General features: G+C 72.6%; 17 protein-coding genes. 8 read left to right on the top strand and 9 right to left on the bottom strand.

Annotation, left to right across the window (positions count from 1 at the left end):
- The first annotated feature begins 34 nt into the window (after positions 1–34).
- Together IPH07_08540 and IPH07_08535 are read left to right on the top strand one after the other, a co-directional pair.
- Complete coding sequence (locus IPH07_08540) at positions 35–646, top strand: sigma-70 family RNA polymerase sigma factor (protein MBK6917432.1); 612 nt, start codon at positions 35–37, stop codon at positions 644–646.
- Positions 647–841: 195 nt separating this feature from the next.
- Complete coding sequence (locus IPH07_08535) at positions 842–3115, top strand: response regulator (protein MBK6917431.1); 2274 nt, start codon at positions 842–844, stop codon at positions 3113–3115.
- Between the two features lie 9 nt (positions 3116–3124).
- Here the strand turns inward: IPH07_08535 and IPH07_08530 are convergent, their stop codons facing one another.
- The 3 genes from IPH07_08530 to IPH07_08520 form a co-directional block, all read right to left on the bottom strand.
- A complete protein-coding gene (locus IPH07_08530) occupies positions 3125–3838 on the bottom strand; it encodes a DUF434 domain-containing protein (GenBank protein MBK6917430.1) in 714 nt (237 codons plus the stop codon).
- Between the two features lie 31 nt (positions 3839–3869).
- Positions 3870–4301, bottom strand: coding sequence for a CoA-binding protein (locus IPH07_08525; protein ID MBK6917429.1), 432 nt, complete (start codon positions 4299–4301; stop codon positions 3870–3872).
- 71 nt (positions 4302–4372) lie between these two features.
- Positions 4373–4618: a hypothetical protein gene (locus IPH07_08520; GenBank protein MBK6917428.1), complete on the bottom strand. Its 246-nt coding sequence runs from the start codon at positions 4616–4618 to the stop codon at positions 4373–4375.
- Between the two features lie 58 nt (positions 4619–4676).
- On the opposite strand from IPH07_08520, the gene IPH07_08515 reads away from it, so the two are divergent.
- The 5 genes from IPH07_08515 (at position 4677) to IPH07_08495 (ending at position 12248) form a co-directional block, all read left to right on the top strand.
- The gene (locus IPH07_08515) at positions 4677–5927 is read left to right on the top strand and encodes a TolC family protein (protein MBK6917427.1); all 1251 of its coding nucleotides are present in this window, start codon (positions 4677–4679) and stop codon (positions 5925–5927) included.
- 97 nt (positions 5928–6024) lie between these two features.
- Positions 6025–7197 (top strand): HlyD family efflux transporter periplasmic adaptor subunit, encoded by a 1173-nt coding sequence (locus IPH07_08510; GenBank protein MBK6917426.1) that lies wholly within the window; start codon positions 6025–6027, stop codon positions 7195–7197.
- Complete coding sequence (locus tag IPH07_08505; protein ID MBK6917425.1) at positions 7197–10265, top strand: efflux RND transporter permease subunit; 3069 nt, start codon at positions 7197–7199, stop codon at positions 10263–10265. The genes IPH07_08510 and IPH07_08505 overlap by 1 nt, the downstream gene beginning before the upstream one ends.
- Positions 10262–10918, top strand: coding sequence for a response regulator transcription factor (locus IPH07_08500; GenBank protein ID MBK6917424.1), 657 nt, complete (start codon positions 10262–10264; stop codon positions 10916–10918). The genes IPH07_08505 and IPH07_08500 overlap by 4 nt, the downstream gene beginning before the upstream one ends.
- Positions 10905–12248, top strand: coding sequence for a HAMP domain-containing histidine kinase (locus IPH07_08495; GenBank protein MBK6917423.1), 1344 nt, complete (start codon positions 10905–10907; stop codon positions 12246–12248). The genes IPH07_08500 and IPH07_08495 overlap by 14 nt, the downstream gene beginning before the upstream one ends.
- An 18-nt stretch (positions 12249–12266) precedes the next feature.
- On the opposite strand, the gene IPH07_08490 is transcribed toward IPH07_08495, so the two are convergent.
- The 5 genes from IPH07_08490 to IPH07_08470 form a co-directional block, all read right to left on the bottom strand.
- Positions 12267–13139 carry a M48 family metallopeptidase gene (locus IPH07_08490; GenBank protein MBK6917422.1) on the bottom strand — a complete coding sequence of 291 codons (873 nt, stop codon included), beginning with the start codon at positions 13137–13139 and terminating at the stop codon, positions 12267–12269.
- A 30-nt stretch (positions 13140–13169) separates the two neighbouring features.
- Entirely contained in the window at positions 13170–14021 is an 852-nt protein-coding gene (locus tag IPH07_08485; GenBank protein ID MBK6917421.1) for a prolyl oligopeptidase family serine peptidase, read from the bottom strand.
- Positions 13969–14916, bottom strand: a complete 948-nt coding sequence (locus IPH07_08480; GenBank protein MBK6917420.1) for a hypothetical protein — start codon at positions 14914–14916, stop codon at positions 13969–13971. The genes IPH07_08485 and IPH07_08480 overlap by 53 nt, the downstream gene beginning before the upstream one ends.
- Before the next feature lie 4 nt (positions 14917–14920).
- Positions 14921–15988 carry a ferritin-like domain-containing protein gene (locus IPH07_08475; protein ID MBK6917419.1) on the bottom strand — a complete coding sequence of 356 codons (1068 nt, stop codon included), beginning with the start codon at positions 15986–15988 and terminating at the stop codon, positions 14921–14923.
- 93 nt (positions 15989–16081) lie between these two features.
- Complete coding sequence (locus IPH07_08470; protein ID MBK6917418.1) at positions 16082–18913, bottom strand: VWA domain-containing protein; 2832 nt, start codon at positions 18911–18913, stop codon at positions 16082–16084.
- 544 nt (positions 18914–19457) lie between these two features.
- Between IPH07_08470 and IPH07_08465 the strand changes: the two genes are divergently transcribed.
- Positions 19458–20165, top strand: a complete 708-nt coding sequence (locus IPH07_08465) for a sigma-70 family RNA polymerase sigma factor (protein MBK6917417.1) — start codon at positions 19458–19460, stop codon at positions 20163–20165.
- Here IPH07_08465 and IPH07_08460 read toward each other — a convergent pair.
- Positions 20071–21492 (bottom strand): hypothetical protein, encoded by a 1422-nt coding sequence (locus tag IPH07_08460; protein MBK6917416.1) that lies wholly within the window; start codon positions 21490–21492, stop codon positions 20071–20073. The genes IPH07_08465 and IPH07_08460 overlap by 95 nt on opposite strands.
- Positions 21493–21497 lie beyond the last annotated feature (5 nt).

Raw genomic sequence — 21497 nt, 5'->3', positions numbered from 1 at the left:
CGCGTCGCGGTGATACGCTACGCCCAGGCACGGCGTGACGAACGACGACTTCGAGCTGTTGGAGAAGTGGCGTGGCGGCGACGCCAAGGCCGGCAATCAACTGTTCGATCGCTACTTCGATCCTCTGTACCGGTTCTTCCGCAACAAGGTGCAGGACGCCGCCGACGACCTGGTCCAGCAGACCTTCCTCGCGCTCGTGCAGGCCCGCGACCGCTTCCGCGGTGACGCCAGCTTCCGCACCTATCTGTTCACCGCCGCCCGCAGCAAGCTCTACAACCACCTCGAGCGACGCGGACGCGAGGGCATCATCGATCTCGGCGCGACCTCGTGCGAGGACCTCGGCATCTCGCCGACCGGTCTGCTCGCCAAGGACGAGCAGCAGCGCCACCTGCTGCTGGCCCTGCGCAAGCTGCCGATCGATCTGCAGGTCGCGCTCGAGCTGTACTACTTCGAGGGCGTGCGTGGCCCCGAGCTGGCCGAGATCCTAGAGGTGCCCGAGGGCACCATGCGCAGCCGCATCCGTCGCGGGTGCGAGCTGCTGCGCGATCGGTTGGTCGAGCTGACCCAATCGCCCGCCCTCGCCGAGTCGACCTCGTCGAACCTCGAGGCCTGGGCCGCGGCGGTTCGGGCCCGCCTCGATCGCTAGAAGAGGGTGCCCTCGGCCGGGCGCGCCGGTTGCCCCTCGCGTGACGCAGCGCCGGCCCCGTGGTGGGCCGCTCGTGCGCTGCTGCAGGTGTCCCTCGAACGCACCTGCACGCGCGGACCTGTAGAAATCGGTCCCGGCTCGGGCCGAAGCCCTGGCCCAAGGCTCCGCCACCGCGTTACGCTGGGATCGATTCCGATGCGTATTCTGGTCGTCGAAGACGATCCGCTGCAGCGTGAGGTGATGCGCCGCGAGCTTGCCGCGGTGGGTCATGAAGTGCTGGCCGTGGGCGACGCCGAGGTGGCGATGGTGGCCCACGCGCAGACGCCGTTCTCGCTGGTCGTCGCCGACTGGTTGCTGCCCGGCATCGACGGCCTGCGGCTGGTGCAGCGCATCCGCGCACAGCCCGGCGGCGAGGGCGTGTTCACGCTGGTCGTGACCGCCCGCGATCGCCCCGAGGATCTCCAGCGCGTGCTCGACTCCGGCGCCGACGACTACATGGCCAAGCCGGTCGACGCCGCGGTGCTGATGACCCGCGTGCGCATCGCCGAGCGCAGGCTCGCGCGGCAGCGCCTGCACGACGTCGACCGCGAGGCGCTGCTGCGCACGCAGGCCGAGTTCCGTCGCGTGATCGAGCGCTGCCCGCTGGGGGTCATCGCGCGCCACGGCTCGATCGTCCAGTACGCCAACGGGGCCGCCGCGCGCATCTTCGGCCTCTCGCGGCAGGAGCTGGTCGGTGCCAACGTCCAAGACTTCGTCGCGCCGGAGTTCCGCGAGGTGATGGAGCGTCGCTCGCAGCGCTTCGATCGATCGGGCGCACCGCCGCCGCCGATCGAGATCATCCTCGTACGGCCCGACGGGCGTCGCATCGTCGCCCGGCAGATACCCGTCACGCGCGCGAGCTTCGAGGGCATCGATGTCAGCTACGTGATGTTCGAGGACGTCACCGCCCGCACCAACGCCGAGCGACGGCTGCGGATGACGCAGTTCGCGGTCGACCGCGCGGGCGACCTCATCCTGTGGGTCGAGTCGGGCGGCACCATCACCTACGCCAACGCGGCCGCCAACGAGCTGCTGGGCTACGCGCCGTCGAGCCTCGACGGTCGCATGCTGGCCGAGCTCGACGCCGACCTCGACGTGCGGGGCTGGAACGAGTGGCTGGGGCGGCTGGTGGCGCTCGGGACCCTGCGCTACGACACCCGGCTGCGCGACCGCTCGGGGCGCATGGTCGCGGTCGAGGTCTCGGCCAGCGCGCTGCAGTTCGACGGCGAGACCTTCGCGGTGTTGTCGGCCCGCGACGTGCGCGAGCGCGAGTCGTTGCGCGCCAACCTCCAGCGCGCCGAGCGGCTGGCCTCGGTCGGCTCGCTCGCGGCCGGCGTGGCCCACGAGATCAACAACCCGCTGGCCTACGTGCTGGCGAACCTCGAGCTCGTGGTCGAGGCGCTCGCACGCACGGAGATGACCGACGACTCGCGCACGCGCATCAACGAGCTGGTCGACGGTTGCCTCGACGGCGCTGGGCGAGTGCGACGGATCGTCGGCGATCTGCGCTCGTTCGCACGCCAGCGCGACGAGGAGGCCGGGCCCTGCGACGTGCATCGCGTGCTCGACACCGCGATCGGCATCGCCGACAACCAGATCCGCCACCGGGCGCGGCTGGTGCGGGCCTACGGCGCGCCGGCGACGGTGACCGCCCACGAAGGCCGGCTGTCGCAGGTGTTCGTCAACCTGCTGGTGAACGCAGCGCAGGCGATTCCAGAGGCCGGCGGCGAGGAACACTCGATCACCGTCGTCACCGCGACCCCCGAGAACGGCTGGGTCTCGATCTCGATCACCGACACCGGCATCGGCATCGATCCACTGCTGCTCGAGCGCATCTTCGAGCCGTTCTTCACCACCAAGCCGCAGGGCGAAGGCACTGGGCTGGGGCTATCGGTGTGCCACGGCATCATCAGCTCGCTGGGCGGTCGCATCGAGGTCACCAGCCGGCCCGGCGAGGGCGCGACCTTCCGCGTGGTGTTGCCGACCGCGATCGGCGGTGTGAAGGCGCCTGCGAAGTCGTCGACGTCGGTGCCGTCGCCCGCGGGTCCCGGCATCCGCGTGCTGGTGGTCGACGACGAGCCGCTGATCGGCGAGAGCGTTCGCAAGGCACTTTCGGGGCACCAGATCACCGTGGTGCACAGCGGCGCCGAGGCCATCGCGGCCTGCGATCGCACCCGCTATGACCTCGTGCTGTGCGACATCATGATGCCGGGCGTCTCGGGCATCGACGTCTACGAGACCGTGCGCCTGCGTCAGCCCGAGCAGGCCGCGCGCTTCGTGTTCATGACCGGCGGCGCATTCACGCCCAAGGCCAAGGGCTTCCTCGATCGCTACAGCGGCGAGGCGCTGGCCAAGCCATTCACGCTGGCCGACCTCCGCGACCTGGTGGCGCGCTGGGCCAAGCGCTCGATGCCGCAGACCGGCTCGTAGCCGCCGCGCTCACGCCGACGCGGCGCCGAGATCGACGATCCACGCCGGCACCTGCGCGAGCGCCAGCGCGTACGAGACCAGATCGAACCACGCGCCGCAACGATCGAGCACGCCGGCGTCGGCGCTCGCGACCACGTCGTGGCCGCGGGCGAGCACGCCGTCGGGGTCGAACACCAGCTCCGCCCGCCACGGCAGTGCGCGCTCGGCCGCCACGCGCTCGAGCTCGCGGCCGAGCTCGGCGCTGCGCGACACCGGTCGATCGAGATACCACACCACCTCGGATGGACGCAGCGCCGCGAGGGCGTCGGCGAGCACGGCGAGCGCCGCGGTGGTGGACGCGACCTCGCGCCAGTTGCCGTGCACGCTCGCGATGTCCCGCAGGGCGCTGTCGCAGCCGCGGAAGATCGGCGCACCGGCGATCGCGGCCTCGGTGGTGATGAGGCAGTTGAAACCGTCGATCGCGAGCGCGTGCCCGTGCAGCATCGCGGCCGCGCACGCGCGGGCGGCACGGCCCGCGAGCGACGACGTGCCCGCGGCGCAGCGGCGGACCGCGTCGCGCTGGCGCTTGTCGAGGCCGTGGCGATCGCCGACCAATGCGGTCGCGCTGCGCTCGGCATAGCCGCGCGTCAGCAGCCACGACAGCTCGGCGGTCGCCGCCTGCAGGGCTGGCAGCGCTGCGGCCCCGAACAGGGCCGGATCCTCCGGATGCGCGCCGCGGGCCACCGCGCGCACGAGCGTAGCAAGTCGCGGTGCGCTACGCCCGGCCGTGGGGCGGCAGCCCCAGGCGTCGGTGCTCGGCCAGCGTGCAGCGATCCTGCACCACCGTGATGCCGGCGGTGCGCAGGCGGTCGGCGAACGCGTCGTTGCGGATGCCGAGCTGCAGCCACACCACCGCGGGCCGCGGCGTCATCGCGAGGATCTCGGCCTCGTGCGCGGGCAGCAGCTCGGCGCGGCGGAACACGTCGACCATGTCGACCGCCCAGGTGAGCTCGGCGAGCGAGCCCACGAACGGCGCCCCGAAGCCGCTGCGCCCCGCGCCGATCGGGTTCACCGGCAGCACGCGATAGCCCACGCTCGCGAGGTACTCCGGCACGTAGCACGCGGCGCGCTGCGGCTCCCAATGGGCGCCGAGCACGGCGATGGTGCGGGTCTGCTCGAGGATGGCGCGGAGGTCGGGCTCGGACATCGAGACCGGTGGTTAGCATCGCCGCCGCGCCCGGGGAATCACCTTCGTCGCGGTGGTCGCGGGGGACGGTTCTACTTCGAGCCTTCGAGCGCACCGAGCTGCTCGGCGGCGGTCGCCTCCGCGATGCCGCTCTCGGTGCTCATCACCGCCAGTGCATCGGCGTAGTCGAAACCGTCGCCGTCCCACCAGTGCTCCATGTACCAGTATGCCGCGTCACGGCCGTCCTCCAGCCACGCTTCGGTCTGCAGGTCGCAGCCGTCGGGGCAGGCCGCGAACTCCGTCCAGGACCCCGACGCGGCGCAACTCGAACGACGCACTAACGACCGCGTGGCTCCGAGGCTTGCGCCAGCGCATCGAAGCGGCCACGGTGCCACGGTGCGATCGATCATCGCGACCGCGCTGGCGGTGCCGCTGCTGTCGGGCACGCTCGGTGGGGTCGTGGGCTGCAGGCATGCGCAGCCCGAAGCGCTGGTCGAGGGCGAGCTGCGCGAGCGCGTCGGCCACGGCTTCGCGACCGAGCGCGGCGATGATGCCCCGCCGGCGCTGCCGGCCGAGGTGCGGCTGGACGATGGTGTGAGCGCCGACGAGGCGGTCGCGATCGCGCTGTGGAACAGCGCGACCTTTCGCATCGAGCTCACGCGTCTGCACGCGGCCGAGGCCGAGCTCGCAGCGGCCAAGCGACCGTCCAATCCGACCCTGCGACTGCTGTTCCCCGCGGGTCCGCAGCAGCTGAGCGTGCTGCTGACGTGGCCGATCGAGAACCTCGTCACGATGCCGCGACGCATCAAGGTGGCGCGGACGAACCTCGATGTCGTCGCGGCGCAGGTGGTGCAGATCGGTGTCGATCTCGCGCGTGACGTCAAGCTGGCGCACGCCGACTGGGCGCTGGCCCACGACCGCCTGGCGGTTCGCGGCTCGCTGGCCGCAGACTTCGCCGCGATCGCGACGATCGTGCGCGCGCGGGCCAACGGCGGCGACGTGCCGGTGACCGAGGCCGAGATCGCCGAGGCCGATGCCAGGCTCGCGAGCGACGAGGTCGCCCGTGCCCGCGACGAGGTCGCGATCGCGGGCTCTCGGCTCGAGGCGCGGCTGGGCGGCGTGTCCCTGCGTGCGGCAAACCCCAGCGCGATGGCGCCGGCGACGATCGCAGCGCACGCGTCGTCCGCCGGCGAAGCGTGGGCCGCGAGCGCTCGCGACACGCGTCCCGACCTGCGTGCCGCCCAGCTCGCGCTCGAGACCGCGGGTGCGCGCGTCGGCCTCGAGCGCGCCGCGGTGCTGAACCTCGCCGGCGTCGGGTACGGCGTCGGGCCGGCGTTCACGGGCGGCGTGCAAGGCGAGCTGCCGATCGCGTCGCAGAACCAGCTCGGCGTCGGCCGGCGCGCGCGCAGCTCGAGGCGGCGAGGTGGCGTGTCGTCGAGCTGCGCCAGCGCGTGGACGCGGAGGTCACCCAGGCACGGACGCAGCTGGACGGCGCGCTGCGGTCGTGGCGGCTCTACGACGACGAGGTGGTCGCGGCCCGCACGCGCGATCTCGCGGCCGCGACCGCGCAGTACGATCTGGGCGAGAGCGACTACGCGGCGGTGCTGCTGTCGGCGCAGCGGCTCGAGACCACGCGCCTGCGGATGATCGAGCTCGCCGCCGACGTGAGGCGTGCCCACGCCGAGCTCGAGCGCGCGGTCGGTCGCCGCCTCGGTGCGAGCCCGCCCTCGACCAAGGAGAGCCGATGACATCGTTGCGACGGTGGTGGATCGTGGGCCTGTTCGTGTGTGGCTGTCGCGACGCATCGTCGCCTGCGGCCGCGGTCGTCGCGGCGCCGCCGGCTGCGACCGTCCGGCACGGCGTGCACGAGGGCGAACTCGCCGTGGTCACGCTGTCGTCGGCGGCCGAGACGGCGCTCGGCATCGAGACCGCCACCGTGACCGCGGCCGCCTCCACGGCCACGCGCGCGTCGTTCGGGATCGTACTCGCGCCGCCCGGCACCACCATGACGGTCGCCGCGCCGGTCGCCGGCACATTGCGCGACGGCGACGTGCGTCTCGTCGCCGGCGGTGCGATCGATGCCGGTGCGACCGCGTTGCGGCTGGTGCCGCTCGCACCGGTCGATCGCGACGTCAAGGCGCAGGCCCGTCGCCAGAGCGCGACCACGCAGGCGCGCCTCGACGTCGCGCAGGCCCGTGCCACACGGCTCGAGTCGCTGATGAAGGATCGCGCCGCGAGTGCGCGCGCGCTCGAGGAGGCCCGCGGCGAGCTCGAAGCGGCGCAGGCCGAGCACGACGCGGCGCAGGCCCGCGAGCGTGCGCTGGGTCGCGCACCGCTGTCCGCCGACGTGACGCTGCGCGTGGTCACCCCGATCGCGGGCATCGTGCGTGCGCAGTGGGCCGCGCCGGGGCAGGTCGTCGCTGCGGGTGCGCCGTTGTTCGAGGTCGGCCCGAGTTCGTCGTTGTGGCTGCGCGTGCCGATGTCGGCGGCCGAGCGCGCGCGGCTCGGACGCCCGCGCGCAATCGAGGTCGCACGGCTCGACGACGGCGATCGCTGGCAGGCCGAGCCGGTTGCGGCGCCGCCGTCCGCGGATCCGAACAGCGGCGACGTCGATGTGGTCTACGCGCTGCCAGCCGCGGCCGCCGGACTCGCGCCGGGCGAACGATTGCAGGTGTGGCTGCCCGAGCAGGCCCGCGCGGCGACCAGCGTGCCCACGGGCGCGCTCGTGCGGGACTTCGATGGTGGCACGTGGGTCTACGCCTGCCTCGGCGAGCATCGCTATGCGCGGCGACGCGTCGAGGTGGCAGCGACCGACGGTGAGCGGCTTGCGTTGGTCCGCTCGCCCGAGCTCGGTACGTGCATCGTCACGGTCGGGGCCGCCGAGCTGCTGGGTACCGAGTTCGGGGTGGCCCACTGATGCGCGCGCTGCTGTCGTTGTGCCTGCGGCAGCGCGTGGTGGTGGCGGCGCTGGCGGTGTTGTTGATGCTGGTCGGCATCGATGCTGCTCGCACCGCGCGGATCGACGCGTTCCCCGAGTTCGCGCCGCCCAAGGTCGAGATCCAGACCGAAGCGCCGGGGCTGTCGAGCGTCGAGGTCGAGACGTTGGTGACGCGACCGCTCGAGGACGCACTCGGCGGGACGCCCCTGGTCGCCACGCTGCGCTCGAAATCGGTGCTGGGGCTGTCGTCGGTCTTGGTGCTGTTCGAGCCCGGCACCGATCTGTTCCGCGCGCGTCAGCTGGTCCAAGAGCGGGTCGCACTGGCGCAGCCGAACCTGCCCGCACATGCGCGCGCGCCGGTGGTGCTGTCGCCGACCAGCAGCACCTCGCGGGTGCTGAAGATCGGGCTGTCGTCGCCGACGCTCTCGCGTCTCGCTCTCTCGGACCTCGCGCGGTGGACCCTGCGGCCGCGCTTGATGGCGATCGCGGGCGTCGCCAACGTGGCGGTGTGGGGCGAGGCCCGGCGAGAGCTGCAGATCGAGGTCGCGCCGGAGCGCCTGCGATTGTTGGGCCTGCGACTCGCCGATGTCACCGCCGCAGCTACGGCGGCGGTCAATCCCGCCTCGGGTGGTTTCGTCGACGGGCCCAACCAGCGGCTCGCCGTGAGTCACCCTGCGGCAGTCGACGGCGTCGAGACGCTGGCCGATGCGCCGGTGCCGATCGCCGGCGGCGGGGTGCGTCGACTCGGCGAGGTCGCCGAGGTCGTCGAGGGCCACGCACCGCTGGTCGGTGACGCGGTGATCGACGCGGGGTCCGGGCTGTTGCTCATCGTCGAGAAGCAGCCGTGGGGCAACACGGTCGCGATCACCGACGCGATCGACGCGGCGCTGACCGAGTTGGCGCCCGCGCTCGGTGACGTCCGCGTGGATGCGACCATCTTCCGACCCGCGCGCTTCATCGAGCGCGCGGTCGACAACCTCGAGGTCGCGCTCGCCATCGGTTGTGCGTTGGTCGTGCTGGTGTTGATCCTCGCGTTGCTCGAGTGGCGGACTGCGCTCATCAGCGTGCTGGCGATTCCGCTGTCGCTGCTCGGTGCCCTCGCCGTGCTGCACCACGCCGGCTCGACGCTCGACACGATGGTGCTGGCGGGGCTGTCGATCGCGCTCGGCGAGGTGGTCGACGACGCGATCATCGATGTCGAGAACATCCATCGCCGCCTGCGCGAGAACGCCAGCGCCGCCACGCCCCGCTCCGCGTTCGCGGTGGTGCTGTCGGCCTCGATCGAGGTCCGCAGCGCGGTGGTCTTCGCGAGCGTGATCGTGGTGCTGGTGTTCTTGCCGGTGTACCTGCTGCCAGGCCTCGCGGGCGCGTTCTTCCGCCCGCTCGCGCTGGCGTATGTGCTCGCGGTCGGGTCGTCGCTGCTGGTCGCGCTCACGGTGACGCCAGCGCTCGCGCTGATGCTGTTGCCGCGCGCTCGCCTGCGGGCCCCGGCTCCGCGGGCGCGGTTCGAGGCACTGTGCGCCGCAATGCTGCGGCGCCGTCGCGGCATCCTGGCGGGGGCCCTCGTGGCGCTGGTGGCGGGTGGGTTCGGCATGGCCCGGCTCGGCAGCGGCTTCCTGCCCGACTTCCGCGAGCAGGACTTCTTGATGCACTGGATCGCGAAGCCGGGCACCTCGGTCGAGGCGCTGCGACGCACCACGATGCGCGTCATGCCCGAGCTCCTCGCGATCCCGGGCGTGCGCAACGCGGGTGCCCACCTCGGACGCGCCGAGGTGTCCGACGAGGTCGTGGGCCCGAACTTCGGTGAGATCTGGGTCAGCGTCGACGAGGGCGCCGATCATGCAACGACGACCGCGGCGATTGCCCGCACGCTGGCGCCGTATGCCGGCATCTACCACGACGTGCAGACCTATCTGCGCGAGCGCGTCGACGAGGTGCTGAGCGGCGGCCATGCGCAGCTGGTCGTGCGGGTCAGCGGCCCCGATCTCGCGGTGCTCGACGAGCGCGCCCATGCGATCGCGCGCGAGCTGCAGGCGTTGGCCGGCGTCGCCGAGGTCTCGGTCGAGGCGCTGACACCGGTGCCGCAGATCGAGGTCACGCCGCGGCAAGCTGCAGCAGGCCGTTTCGGCCTGACCCACGCCGACATCCGCATGCAGGTCGGCACCATGCTCGCCGGCGTGCGCGTCGGCGAGGTCTATCGATCGCTGCGCCCGGTCGCGGTGGTGGTGTGGGGCGAGCCGCTGCTGCGCACCGAGCCCACCGCGCTCGCCGATCTGCTGCTCGAGACCCCGACTGGCGCGCGCGTGCGCCTGGGCGAGGTCGCCGACGTCGCGGTGGTGGCGACGCCCGGCGCGATCAAGCACGAGGGCGGCGCGCGGCGCATCGACGTCGCCGTCCACCCCGACGGCACGCGTGCGCAGGGTGAGGTCGCGGCGTCGATCGAGGCCGTGCTGGCCGCGACGTCGTTCCCGACCGCCCATCACGCCGCGTTGCTCGGTGAGGCCGCGGCGCAGCGCGACGCGACGTGGGCGTTGTTCGTGGGTGGTGCGTTGGCGGTGCTCGGCATCGTGTTGGTGCTGTACGCCGACTTCGGTGCGCTGCGTCCGACGTTGCTGGTCGCAGCGACGTTGCCGTTCGCGACCGTCGGCGCGGTCGCGGGCTCGCACCTGCAGGGCGGTGTGCTGTCGCTGGGCTCGCTGGTAGGCTTCGTCACGGTGCTGGGCATCGCGGCCCGCAACGGCATCATGCTGGTGAGTCACTACCGCCACCTCGAGCTCCACGAGGGCCTCGCGTTCGGCAGCGCGCTCGTGATCCGCGGCACCGCCGAGCGGCTGTCGCCGATCCTCATGACCGCGTTCGCGACCGGGCTCGCCTTGGTGCCGCTGGTGGTGCTCGGCGACCGACCCGGGCAGGAGATCGAGCATCCGATGGCGGTGGTGATCCTCGGCGGGCTCGTGACCAGTACGCTGCTGAACCTCGTGGTGACGCCGGCGGCCTACCTCGGGTTTGGCCGCGGTGCGCGTGCCTTTGCGGAGCCGCAGCGGTGAACGTCGTCGTCATCGACGACGATCCGGAGCTTTGCACGCTGCTCGCGACGGCGCTGGGGCGCGAGGGCCACACGGTGCGCACGGCGGGGTCGTTGGCCACGGGGCGCGAGCAGCTCGAGGAGATCGGCATCGACGTGGTGGTGCTCGACCTCGGGCTGCCCGATGGCGATGGGCTGCAGCTGTGCCGCGAGCTGCGGGCCACGGGGCGCCCGATCGGCATCCTCGTGCTGAGCGCGGCCGGGGCCGTGACCGCGCGCGTCGACGGCCTCGATGCCGGCGCCGACGACTACCTCGTGAAGCCCTTCGCGGTCGCGGAGCTGCGCGCACGGGTGCGCGCGCTGTCACGCCGAGCGGTGCGAAGCGCGGCCGCACCACCATGTCGGCGTGCCGACGTCGAACTCGACTTCGCCAGCCGTCGGGCGCGACGTGCCGGCCTCGAGATCGCACTGACGGCGCGGGAGTGGTCGATCCTCGAGGCCATCGCTGCCGGGGAGGGTCGCGTGGTGGCGCGCGACGTGTTGCTGCGTCAGGTCTGGGGCGAGGTCAGCGACGCCGCGGCTGCGTCCTTCGGCGTGCTGCTGGTGCGGATCCGGCACAAACTCGGCCGCGACTTGATTCGCACCGTGCGGGGGCAGGGGCATGCGCTCGGCTGAGCCCACGCTGGCGCGGCGGCTGATGTGGACGCTCGCGCTGTCGGCCAGTGCGGCCGCTGCGATCGCTCTGATCGCGGTGTCGCTGTTGGCCGACGGACTCATCCGCCATCGCGTCGAGCAGGGCGTGGTGGCCGCGGCGGCGGTCCTGGTCGCGGAACTCGACGAGGAGCCGCAGTTGGCGGCAGAGATCGAGGAGGAGGCGCGCGAGCTGGGCATCGATGGCCGCGTCGCCCTCGCGCGGCAGGGGCAGCTCGAGTACGGCGACGCGAGCGTCGTCGCGCCGCCCCAGCGACCCTGCGGCGCAGCCGAGCAGATGCTGATCTGTGTGCAGGCGTCGACCCACGATCCGATGCTCGAGGTGCGCGTGGCCGTGCCGGCGTCGCGGGCGTTCGGGCATCGGCGGCCGCTCGCACTGGCGGCCGCGGCGGTGCTGGTCGTCGTGGTGTCGGGCGCGATCGCGTTCGGGGTGCTGCAGGCCCGACGCGCGATCGCACCGCTGACGCGGCTGCGTGTGGCGGTCGAGCAGATCGCGGTCGCGCGGCCCGAGCGATTGCAGCTGCCAGCGCGCGTGGGGTTGCAGGAAGTCGATGCGCTGCGCGATACCTTGGCCGACCTGCTCGCGCGGTTGTCGTTCGAGCTCACGCGCGCGCGGCAGTTCTCGGCCGACGCGGCTCACGAGCTGCGCACGCCGCTGACGAAGCTGAAGGCCGAGCTCGAGCTGGCCGCGGAGACCGTGCCCGTCGACGCGGCGATCGCCGAGGTCATCGCACGGCTGCGACGCACGACCGAGCAGCTCTCGTTGCTCACCGAGCGCTTGCTGCTGCTCGCGACGCCGGGTGAGGCGCTGTCGAGCAACGCCGGCACGTCGATCGCCGCGCTGGTGCTCGCGCTCGGTGATGCCGGCGGTGACGTGCGCCGTCCCGCGGCGGAACGCGAGCGATTGGTGCCGCGGGTCGACGAGGTCGACGCGCTGGTGCGCGGCGACGCCGTGCTGCTCGCGGCGATGCTCGACAACGCGGTCGACAACGCGCTGAAGTTCTCGTCGTCGTCGGTCGAGGTCGGTGTCACGGCGGTGTCGGACCACGTGATCCTCACGATCGATGATCGAGGCCCGGGGGTGCCCGACCGTGAGCGCGTGGTGTTGTTCGAGCCATTTCGCCGCGGCGCCGACGCCCGTGCGAAGCCGGGCCACGGCCTGGGTCTGGCGTTGGTTGCCCACATCGCCAGGGCCCACGGCGGCGACGCGGCCTTCTGCGATCGCGACGGTGGCGGCACGCGCCTGCGGATCACGCTGCCGCGCCATCGCGGCGCCTCCGCAATGGACGCCTGACGGACACCGCGGTCGGACTCAGCCGTCGAGCTGCACGCCGGTCAGCCGCGTGAACTCGCCGCTGCGGACCCACTCGTCGATGTGCTTGGCTCGCATGATCGGGAACGGGTGGGTGCGAAATGCGGTCAGCAGCACCTTGTACATCTTGTTCAGTGTCGACTCGTCGGCGTCTTCGTAGGCGCGGATCTGTCGCAGGAACTCCTGCTGGTTCATCTGCTCGTACATCGTGGTGCTGCCGCCGGCGAGCTTCATCAGCACGCGCATGGGCACGTCGGCATCCTGCACGCACAGCATGCCCGCGCGGTCGGCCGACAGCTCGGCCTTGCGGTACCAATCGAACAACGGCAGGGCGAGCCCGAAACCCAGCAGCTGGCCGAGCCCGAGCGTGGCCTTGCCGATGATCTCGAGGATGGTGACGATGTTGCGCGCCAGCACCGTGTAGAGCACGTGGCCGAAGCGAACGTGGCCGAGCTCGTGCCCGATCACGAACAACAGCTCCTCGTCGTCGAGCATGTCGACCAGCCCCGAGGTCAACACCACGAACGGCCGCGTGTGGCCGTAGGTGTACGCGTTGGGCACGGGGTCGGTATTGACGTAGAGCTCGGGCTCGGCGACCCCGAGGATCTTGCACGCCCACAGCAGCAGGCGATGCAGTCGCGGGAACATGTGCTCACCGACGCGGACGTTGTCGGCGACGTTCTCGAGGTAGAACACGCGCTCGAAGCCGTACTCCATCACCTTCTTCGTCAAGGTCTCGAGCCCGGGTACCTTCTGCAGCGTGCGCGTGGCCTGCACGTCCCACGGGTGCATCACGGTCGCGACGTCGAGCTCGGGGAAGGTCTTCAGCTTGCGGCGGGCCTTGGCGCCGCTGGCGGGTTCTCGATCGTTCATGGTGTCGCTCCGTCGGGCCCGGCGCGTCGGCTACGGGCGTGGTTTGGCCTTCGCGATCGCACGCACGCCGTCGTCGAGCGCGTCGTCGAGGTCGCGGTGGATCTCGGGGGTGATGACATGGCCGACGCCGGGGTAGGCGTGCAGCTCGATGGGCCAGCCGTGCTTGCGCAGCTCGTCGACCGCCCGCTCGGTGGGCTCGAACTTCACCGCGCCATCGTCGGTGCCGTGGAACGCGACGATGCGTGGCGCCTTCGCGGCGGCCGCGGTGGTGGGCCACAACGGCGGCGGCAGCCAGCCACCGATGGGCAGCGCGAGCGAGATCGACTCGGGGTGCCGTACCGCGATCGCGAAGCTCAGCATGCCGCCCTGGGAGAAGCCTGTGACGATCGGCTTGCCCGCGGTCGGGCGCGTGCGCGCGAGCGTGTCGATGGCGACCGCGAGGCGGTCGGCGGCCTGCGCGATGCCCTGCGCGAGCGCGGCAACGTCGGGATCGCGGGCCCGCAGCGGGAACCACGAGTAGCCGCCGGCCTCGCGCGACTCGAGGCCGCGGGGCAGGATCAGCCGCACCGGCGACGAGAACGACTCGAACAGGTGGCCGAAGTTGCGCGGGTCGTCGCCGAGGCCGTGGATCGCCACCACCATCGGCAGCGTGGCGTCGGCCGCTGCACCGCCGAGCACGAGCTCGACGTAGTGGACGTCGCCAGCCTTGGGATCGTCGACGACGGGCGCCGGCGGCTCGGCGGTGGGTGGCTCCGCGGCGGGATCGGGTGCCTGCGTCGAGGCCGGCGCCGGCGGGGGCCCACCGCTGCCACCGCGGGCGGCATACGGCTCACTGCACGCGAGCCCAAGCGAGATCCCGACCAGCGCGAGCAGGGCACGCATCGACGCGGAGAAGCTTGCATGCTGCGCGGCCGCGCTTCAAGCCCGCCGCGCGCTTCCGTGGCCGGCGCACGCGATCGTCGGGGTACGCGAAGGCGTGATCGAAGGCCGGGGCGTACACCGCCGACAGCACGCCGAGCAGGGCCAGGTAGCGCTTGTAGAGCGCGAAACCCTCGCTGACGCACAGGTTGTGGGCGACCTGCTGCGCGAAGCCTGGCCGTGGTGCCCACTGCCGCGGCAGCGCGGCGAAGCAGCGCCGCCAGATCGCCAGCGCGCGACGGCCCCGCGGGCTGTCGCGGCGCGCGTCGAGGTACACGATCACCGTCGGGAACGATGGTGGGCGGCTCATCGCGCGATCGATGCGCGCCAGCTCGATGCGATCGACGGCGCCGTCGGGGTCGTCGACGATGCGCGCGGCGGCCTCGGCGAAGCGCCCGAGCTGGCTCGGTGGCAGGTAGCCGTTGCAACGCAACACGCGTTGCAGCGGTCGCGGCAGCGCGACGAAGGGCGTGATGGCACCGGGCGCCACGCTGCGCAGCGCGGTCAGCATACCGCCGGCGAGGCGGTGCTCCGCGCAGGCGAACAGCGCGGTCGCATGCTCGATGCCGCGGAGGTTGACGCGTCGCGCGATGCAGTCGCGCCACGCCGTCAGGCACGCCTGCAACCGTTCGTCGTCGGGGGCCCGCGTCGCGACGATCTCGCTGCACGCCGCGAGCAGCCCGGCGTCGGCGCGGTTGAGCGGTGCCGTCGCCTCGGCGATCGCACGCACGCGGTCGGCCACCTCGTGTCGCCGCGGGATCAGCAGCTCGACGTAGTTGTTCGGGACCGGTGGATGGAACCCGGCCGCGAGCATGTCGGCCAGCCCGTCGGCCGCGAGACGCTGCCACGGCGACGACATGGCTTCAGGCCGCCAGCACCGCGCGGGCGCAGGGCTCGACCAGCTGCGCGAGCCCATCGCGCAGGATCGCGGCGACGCGGTGGTGCGGCAGCAGGCCGTGGGCGACGACGCCGACCCGTGGGCCGCGCGCGCCGTCGGCACGCGCGCGGGCGAAGGCCGAGCGGACCGCGTGCTCGACGGGGGCGCCGCCCGCCGCGAGCGCCCAACGCAGCGTCGCCCACGCCAGCTCCGCGTGGGCGGTCTCGTCGGCGGCGATCTTCGCCATCGCGTCGCGCACCTGCGGATCGCGGGCGTCGTGGTGGATCTCGTGGGCCAGCCACGCGGCCAGCGTCTCGCCGATGCAGCCCTCGACGACGGTGTTCACGGCCAGCTCCGCGAGGGTGCGGGCCACCGGCGCGGCGTCGGGGATCGGCAGGCCCGTGGGTCCCAGCGGCTCGCCGGCGTAGCGCGACGCGAGCGCGAAGCAGGCCTGGGCGTGCTCGAGCTCCTGCTGCGCAGCGCGGCCGGCCGCCGCAATCAGCGACGCGGGCGCGCCGTGTCGCAGCAGGTCGAGTGCGAAGCGGTGGAAGCCGGCGATCGAGGAGTGCTCCGAGAGCGCGGCCTCCGACCAGAACGCCACCAGCGCGGCGCGGTCGTCCGCGAGCAACTCGTCCAAGGCCGCCGATGCGCCGCGCGTGATCGACCAGCCGTCGGCCGGCGTGGCCGTGGCCAGGCAGACCTCGGCGTTCGCGACGAACGGCCGGCCATAGCAGCCGCCGCAGTCGAACTGCGAGTGGTCGATGCCACTCTCGGACCCGGCCTCGCCGCTGCTGCCGGACGACGTGTCGCCGGCGGAGCCGGTGCCCGTCGAGGTGCCGGAGTCGTCGAGGCCGCCGCCGCCGCTGCTGCCCGTGTCACCCGTCGCGCCACTCGAGCCACTCGAGCTGCCCGCGTAGCTCGAGCTGCCCGCGTCGCTCGAGCTGCCCGAGTCGGTGGCGGCGTGGGCCCGCGAGATCACGCGGCCGGAGGTGAAGGCGACGCCGGCGGCGACGAGCAGCCGCAGACGAACACGTTGGATGCGTCGATGGGTCATGGACGCGACGTTGGTGCCCCGCACCCGCCCGACGATCACCGCGCTCGTGAAATTGTGCAGCGGCGCGCGGCCGCGGGCGCCGCCTGCTGGGCCTCACACCGCGACGCGGCGGGTGCCGAGCGAGATGCGGCGCGAGAACAGATCGAGCAGCAGCAGCGGCAACAGCAGCGCGATGAGCACGTGGGGCCACAGCGGCAGCACCCGCAGTCGTCCATCGGGGTCGCCCTCGCGCTGCACGATGTCGTCGATCGCACCGTCGTGGGAGCCGACCGGCAGCTGCGCGAGCCACTGCGGCTGCCACTGCAGCTGCTCGGGCTGCAGCTCGGCGGGGTAGGGCACCGAGACCTGCGCGACCGCCTCGGCGACCAGGCGCGGTGGGTCGTCGCGATCGTCGAGCTTGGCGCGGATGACCCGCTGACCCGAGCGTACGTCGTGCAGCTCGGCCTCGTAGCGCCCTGGTGCGGTGAGCTCGAGGGCGATCGTGCGGGTGCGCGCAGGGTCGTCTTCGGGCAGCTCCGGATCGAGCACCTCGATCACGCCGTCGAGATCGTTGGCGAAGCCCTCCGGCGCGTCGACGTCGACCACCACGTCCCAGCGGCTCGGATCCTCCCCGGGGCTGATCGCGATCGTGGCGCCGCCGAGCAGGGTCGCGCCCTGGCGCATGCTGTCGCGCGCGATCTGGGCCCACAGCTTGGGGAAGCCGCTCCAGCCCAGCCACGACGCGGCCCAGCGGTTCTTGGCGTCGCTCGCGAACGCGACGGTCTGACCCAGCCCACGGCGGCCACGGACCAGCAGCGGCTCGCCATCTTGCGTGCGCAACAACAGCTCCGACAGCGGCTTGGGCTTGATCGGCACCAATCCGCGCAGGCCGGGCGCGCGACCGAAGTCGATGCCACGCAGGGCCTGCACGCTCTTGGCGACCTTCGCGAAGTGCAGCCGCTCGTCGACGGCGTTCTTGGTCGCCTCGCGGGTGTCGCGGCTGAAGATCCGCGGCACGTCGGTGCCGTCCTGGCTGAAGTAGAAGCGCCCGCGGCCGCGGCTCGCGACCCGCCGCAGGAAGTCCTTGCCCGCACCGGCGCCCACGCCGACCGCCGACACCGTGATGTCGGCGTCGCGCATGTCGCCGAGCAGCGCGTCGACCCCGGACTCCGGCGACTGCCCATCGGACAGCAGGATCACGTGCTTGACCAGGGCGTTGCTGCCCGACAGCTGCAGGTAGGCCTCGCGCAGCGCCGGCAGGGCATTGGTGCCACCGCCGGCGGCCAGTCGGCGGATGTCACCGGCGATGCGGATGCGGTTGCTCGACTTCTGCAGGCGCACGAGCACATGCGGCCGCGAGTCGAATGCGATCACGCCGAGCTGATCGGACGGCTCGAGGGTCGAGGCGGTCGCACGCGCGGCCTCCTTCACCAGGTCGAGCCGGTCCTCGGTGCTCATCGAGCCGCTCTTGTCGATCACGAGTACCAGTGCCAGCTTGGCCTGCTCGCGCTGTCGCTGGCCCTCGAATCGCACCGGCAACACCCGCTCGATCGGCGTGCCCGACCAGCCGCCGACGCCGAACGAGTTCTCGCCGCCGACCATGATGAAGCCGCCGCCCTGCTTCTCGACGTAGCCCTCGATCGCGAGCTGCGCCGCGGTCGGCACGGTGCGGCCGCCGACGTCCGAGACGATCACGAGGTCGTACGGCCGCAGCGCATCGACGGTCTGCGGCATGGCGCCGGGGCCGATGGTCTCGACGTCCAGGTGATCGGCCCGCAGGGCGCTGGCCAGCGCGCCACCGCCGTCGCTGGAGGCGAGCAGCACGCGCGGGCGCCCTTGGACGTCGCCGGCGACGGCGGCGCGGTCGTTGCCGTCGGTGCGGTTCTCACCGGCCGCGAGCGCGGCGGTGTCGAGCGTCGCCGCGAAGACCACCGCGCCCGGCTTCGACACCCGCGCGGGCATCTTCACCTGCGTGCGACCGACCCGCACCGTCACCACCTGCTCGGCGGCGAGTCCGTTGGGCGCGCCGTTCTGGTCGAGGCGCAGCGTGAGCTCGTGCTCGCGCGTCGACCACAGGTCGATCGCAACATCGAAGCTCTGTCCGACGCGCAGCTCCTTGGGCAGGTGCACCGCCTCGACCGCGACATCCTCGCGGGCGTCGGGCGCGAAGCTCCGCGTGTGGACCCCGAGGCCGGAGGCGGAGAGCTCGGTCAGCGCGCGGGCGAGGTCCTCGCGCTCGAGTGCGCTGCCGGTGGCATCGGTCACGAGCACGAGGCGCCCCTCGGTGCGCGGGTCGACCAGCGCCGCGCCCAGGCGCATCGCGCCGGCGTGATCGCTGCCGAGCGCGAGCTCGCCCTGCGCCGGCTGGAGCAGCGCGCCCACGTCGGTGTCGGCGTCGATGGGATGCACGTCGGCCCGCACCGCGTAGGTCACCAGGCCCAGGCGCGTGCGGTCCTCGCGATCGAGGTCGGCGGCGGCCTCGGCGACCAGCTGCGCCTGTGCCTGCTCGACCAGCGCGCGGGCCTTCGCGAGCTGCCCGGCGTCGACGCTGGCCGAGGTGTCCACGACGAACACGACGGTCTTGCCCGCGATCGGACTCTGGAGGCTCGGCATCGTCAGCGCCAACGCCACCGCACCGAGGGCACCCAGCCGCAGCAGCAGCTGGAGCGCCAGCTGCCAGCGCGGCGCGTCGACCAGCGAGCGACGCACCACCACCACCAGGAAGGGCAGCACGGCGATCGGGAACAGCCACAGCGCGGCGGGTCGCGCCAGGGTCACCAGATCCTCACCACCGCTCGAGAGGCGCTGCGCCAAACCGGCCGGAATCCGCACCGTCCACGCAGGGGTCGGCGGCCCCAGCATCGCGAGCGCGGCCGCGGCACCGACACCCACCGCCAGCGCGAGCGCACCGACGAGCCAAGGGCGTTCGCGGGCGGGCGTGTTCATGCGCACAGGGTCACGGGGGGTCGGCCAAGCCTAGCACTGGTCCTCGCAGAACTCGGGCGACGCGACCCGGGGCGGGGCCCCTCGCGCGACATCCCGCCCGCTGCTCACGCACGAGGCGTCAGCCGGGTTCCCCGGCGCGTCGCGTGCCGCCCGACCGAGCATCGCGCCGCGGGTTCGGGCGCGGGCCGCCGCGATGCCGCGTCGCGGCGGTCGGTGGCGGGCGAAGGGACCCGCGACGATCGACCTGGCGAAAAGATTCTGGGTCGTCGAAAAAAAATTGAAGTCCACGGCGAATCGGGTCGTAGGAGCTGGCGTAGCGCGGGCTTCGAGAGGTCGCGACGATCGTCGACGCGATCCCGTGGCGCGTGCGACGAGGTCACCACCTCACGGTTGGGCAAGCTGCTCAGCTTGGGCGGATTGCGTTGCCCAAGATGGGAAGTCGCGTCGGTGGGTTGGGATCGGCGATCGCAGGGGTGTGGGACAAGCCTCCGCGATCGCGAGAATTAATCGTCAGGCCCGTGTGTTGCGATGACCGACATCGACCATGGACCTCCAGCCCTGTGTGACTCCAGAGACCGTCGACGCCCCGGTTGTGACACTCGACATCACGTCGCTGTATCGCGATTGCCACCGCCGGGCCTATGCGATCGCTTGGGCCTACCTCAAGGACGAAGAGGAGGCGCACGACGCGGTGCAAGAGGCCTTCATCAAGGTCTACCGCGCGCAGGACACCTTCAACGGTCGCTCGAGCGCGCAGACATGGCTGTCGCGCATCGTCGTGAACGTGTGCCTCGACATGCGCCGGCACAAGAGCCGTCGCCCCGAGCTCCAGCTCGACGACGTCGAGGTCTGCGATCCGACGCCGCGCGCCAGTGACTGCCCCGAGCGCGGGCTCGAGCATCGCGAGCTGCGCGAGGTGATCACCGCCGGGCTCGATCGTCTCAACGCCGCGCACCGCGAGATCATCATCCTGCGCGAGATGACCGGCTTGAACTACGAGCAGATCGCCGAGCGCGAGGGCTGCCCCAAGGGCACCGTGATGAGCCGGCTGTTCCACGCCCGTCGCCTGCTCCGCAACGTGCTGGGGCGCAAGCTCGGCGGCTCGTACAAGGCCCTCGCCGCGTGTCCGCAGGGCCGCAATCGGAGCACCCGTGCGGTCACGCCGACTCCAGTCGTGCGAGCGCCCGCTCGACCTCGCGCGCCTCGGAGAAACGCCGGCACCGCGCCAGCAGCTGGCACAGCTCGGCGATGACGTCGCGCGCCCGCGTGCCACGGAGCTCGGCGGGGTCCATGGGTTGGCTGAGGATGAACGCGTCGCCGAGCAGCGCGACTGCGTCGTAGATGAGCTCGAGTCGCAGTGCGATCCGACCGGCCTCCCAGTAGGCGCGGAACAACAGATCGAGCTCTCGGCCGTGGGTGGCCGCGGCGATGGCGTGGCGATGGGATGCGAGCGCTGCCGGGGCGGCGTCGGTGCGATCGTGGGTCGCTGCTGCGGCGAGGTGAGCGAGCGCCGCGAGCCGCCACAGCTCTGCCGTCGACGCCCGCGCGGCGGCGCGGTCGAAGGCCTCGATGGCCAGCGCGGCCTGCCCGAACTCGACCAGGTACGCGCCGAGGACGAGCTCCATGTCGATCGCCTCGCGCACGCGATCGTGGGCAATGCAGAGATCGCGTGCGGCGGCTTGCTCGCTCACCGCGGTGGGGCCGTCCTCGCGTCGTTGCGCCAGCACGGCGCGCTTGAGGTGCAGTCGCAGCCGCGCGTCGACGCTCGCGGTCGGGGCATCGTTGGCGGCGGGCTCGACCGCTGCGGCCGCGGTGGGTCGCGGCTCGAGCTCGGCTGCGGCCACGGCCGGTGGTGCGTCGGTGGGCGCCGGCGCGGGCGATCGCAGCCACGGACGCGCGGGGGGACGCGCGGCCGCTGGCCAGGCGCCGGCCTTGCCCACGCCCATGCGCGACTCGGCGTCGATCTCGGCCGCGAGCTCGGCGATCGCGACGGCGCGCTCCACCGCGCAGACGTGATGCATGACGCCCGCCGCGATCTCGGGCGCGAGCGCGCCGTGCCACGCAGCCACGCCGGGGTCGCGCGGCAGCAGGACGATGGACTTCGCGGCCGCCAGGCGCGGACTGCCGAGCATGTCGCCCACCCGCCCCAGCCACGCCAGGTCGAACGCGGTCGGTGTCGGCAGCCACAGGTACAGCAGGCCTTGCGCCGGCGCGCGCACGGTGCCGAGGCACTGCAGCAGCTGCGCGGCCAGGCTCGCCGAGCCCTGCGATCGCAGCGGCCGCTCGGCGAGCGGTGCGAGCGGGGCACCGGCCTCGCGCAGCTGCTCGTGGGTCTGGCGCAGCATGTCGGTGGCCTGCTCCCAGTCGCCATCGAGATCTCGGCAGCCGGGCAGTCGCACCGGCACGAGCGGGCTGCGGTTGTCGGCGAGGTGTTCGGCCGCCATCGCGATCATCACGGCGCCTTCGCGCACGGCGGCGTCGACCTCCACGCACAGCAGGCGCAGCCCATCGCTGCGTACGAACCGCTGCGTCGCGTCGCCGAGCCGCTCGAGCGGCTGCGTCATCGAGGTCGGCGGCATGGCCA

The organism is Deltaproteobacteria bacterium (assembly GCA_016709225.1).
Taxonomy (GTDB): Bacteria; Myxococcota_A; Polyangia; order Nannocystales; family Nannocystaceae; genus Xiheibacterium; species Xiheibacterium phototrophicum.
The sequence above is the reverse complement of the archived record's forward strand: the minus strand, read 5'-3'. Positions and strand labels throughout refer to the sequence as shown.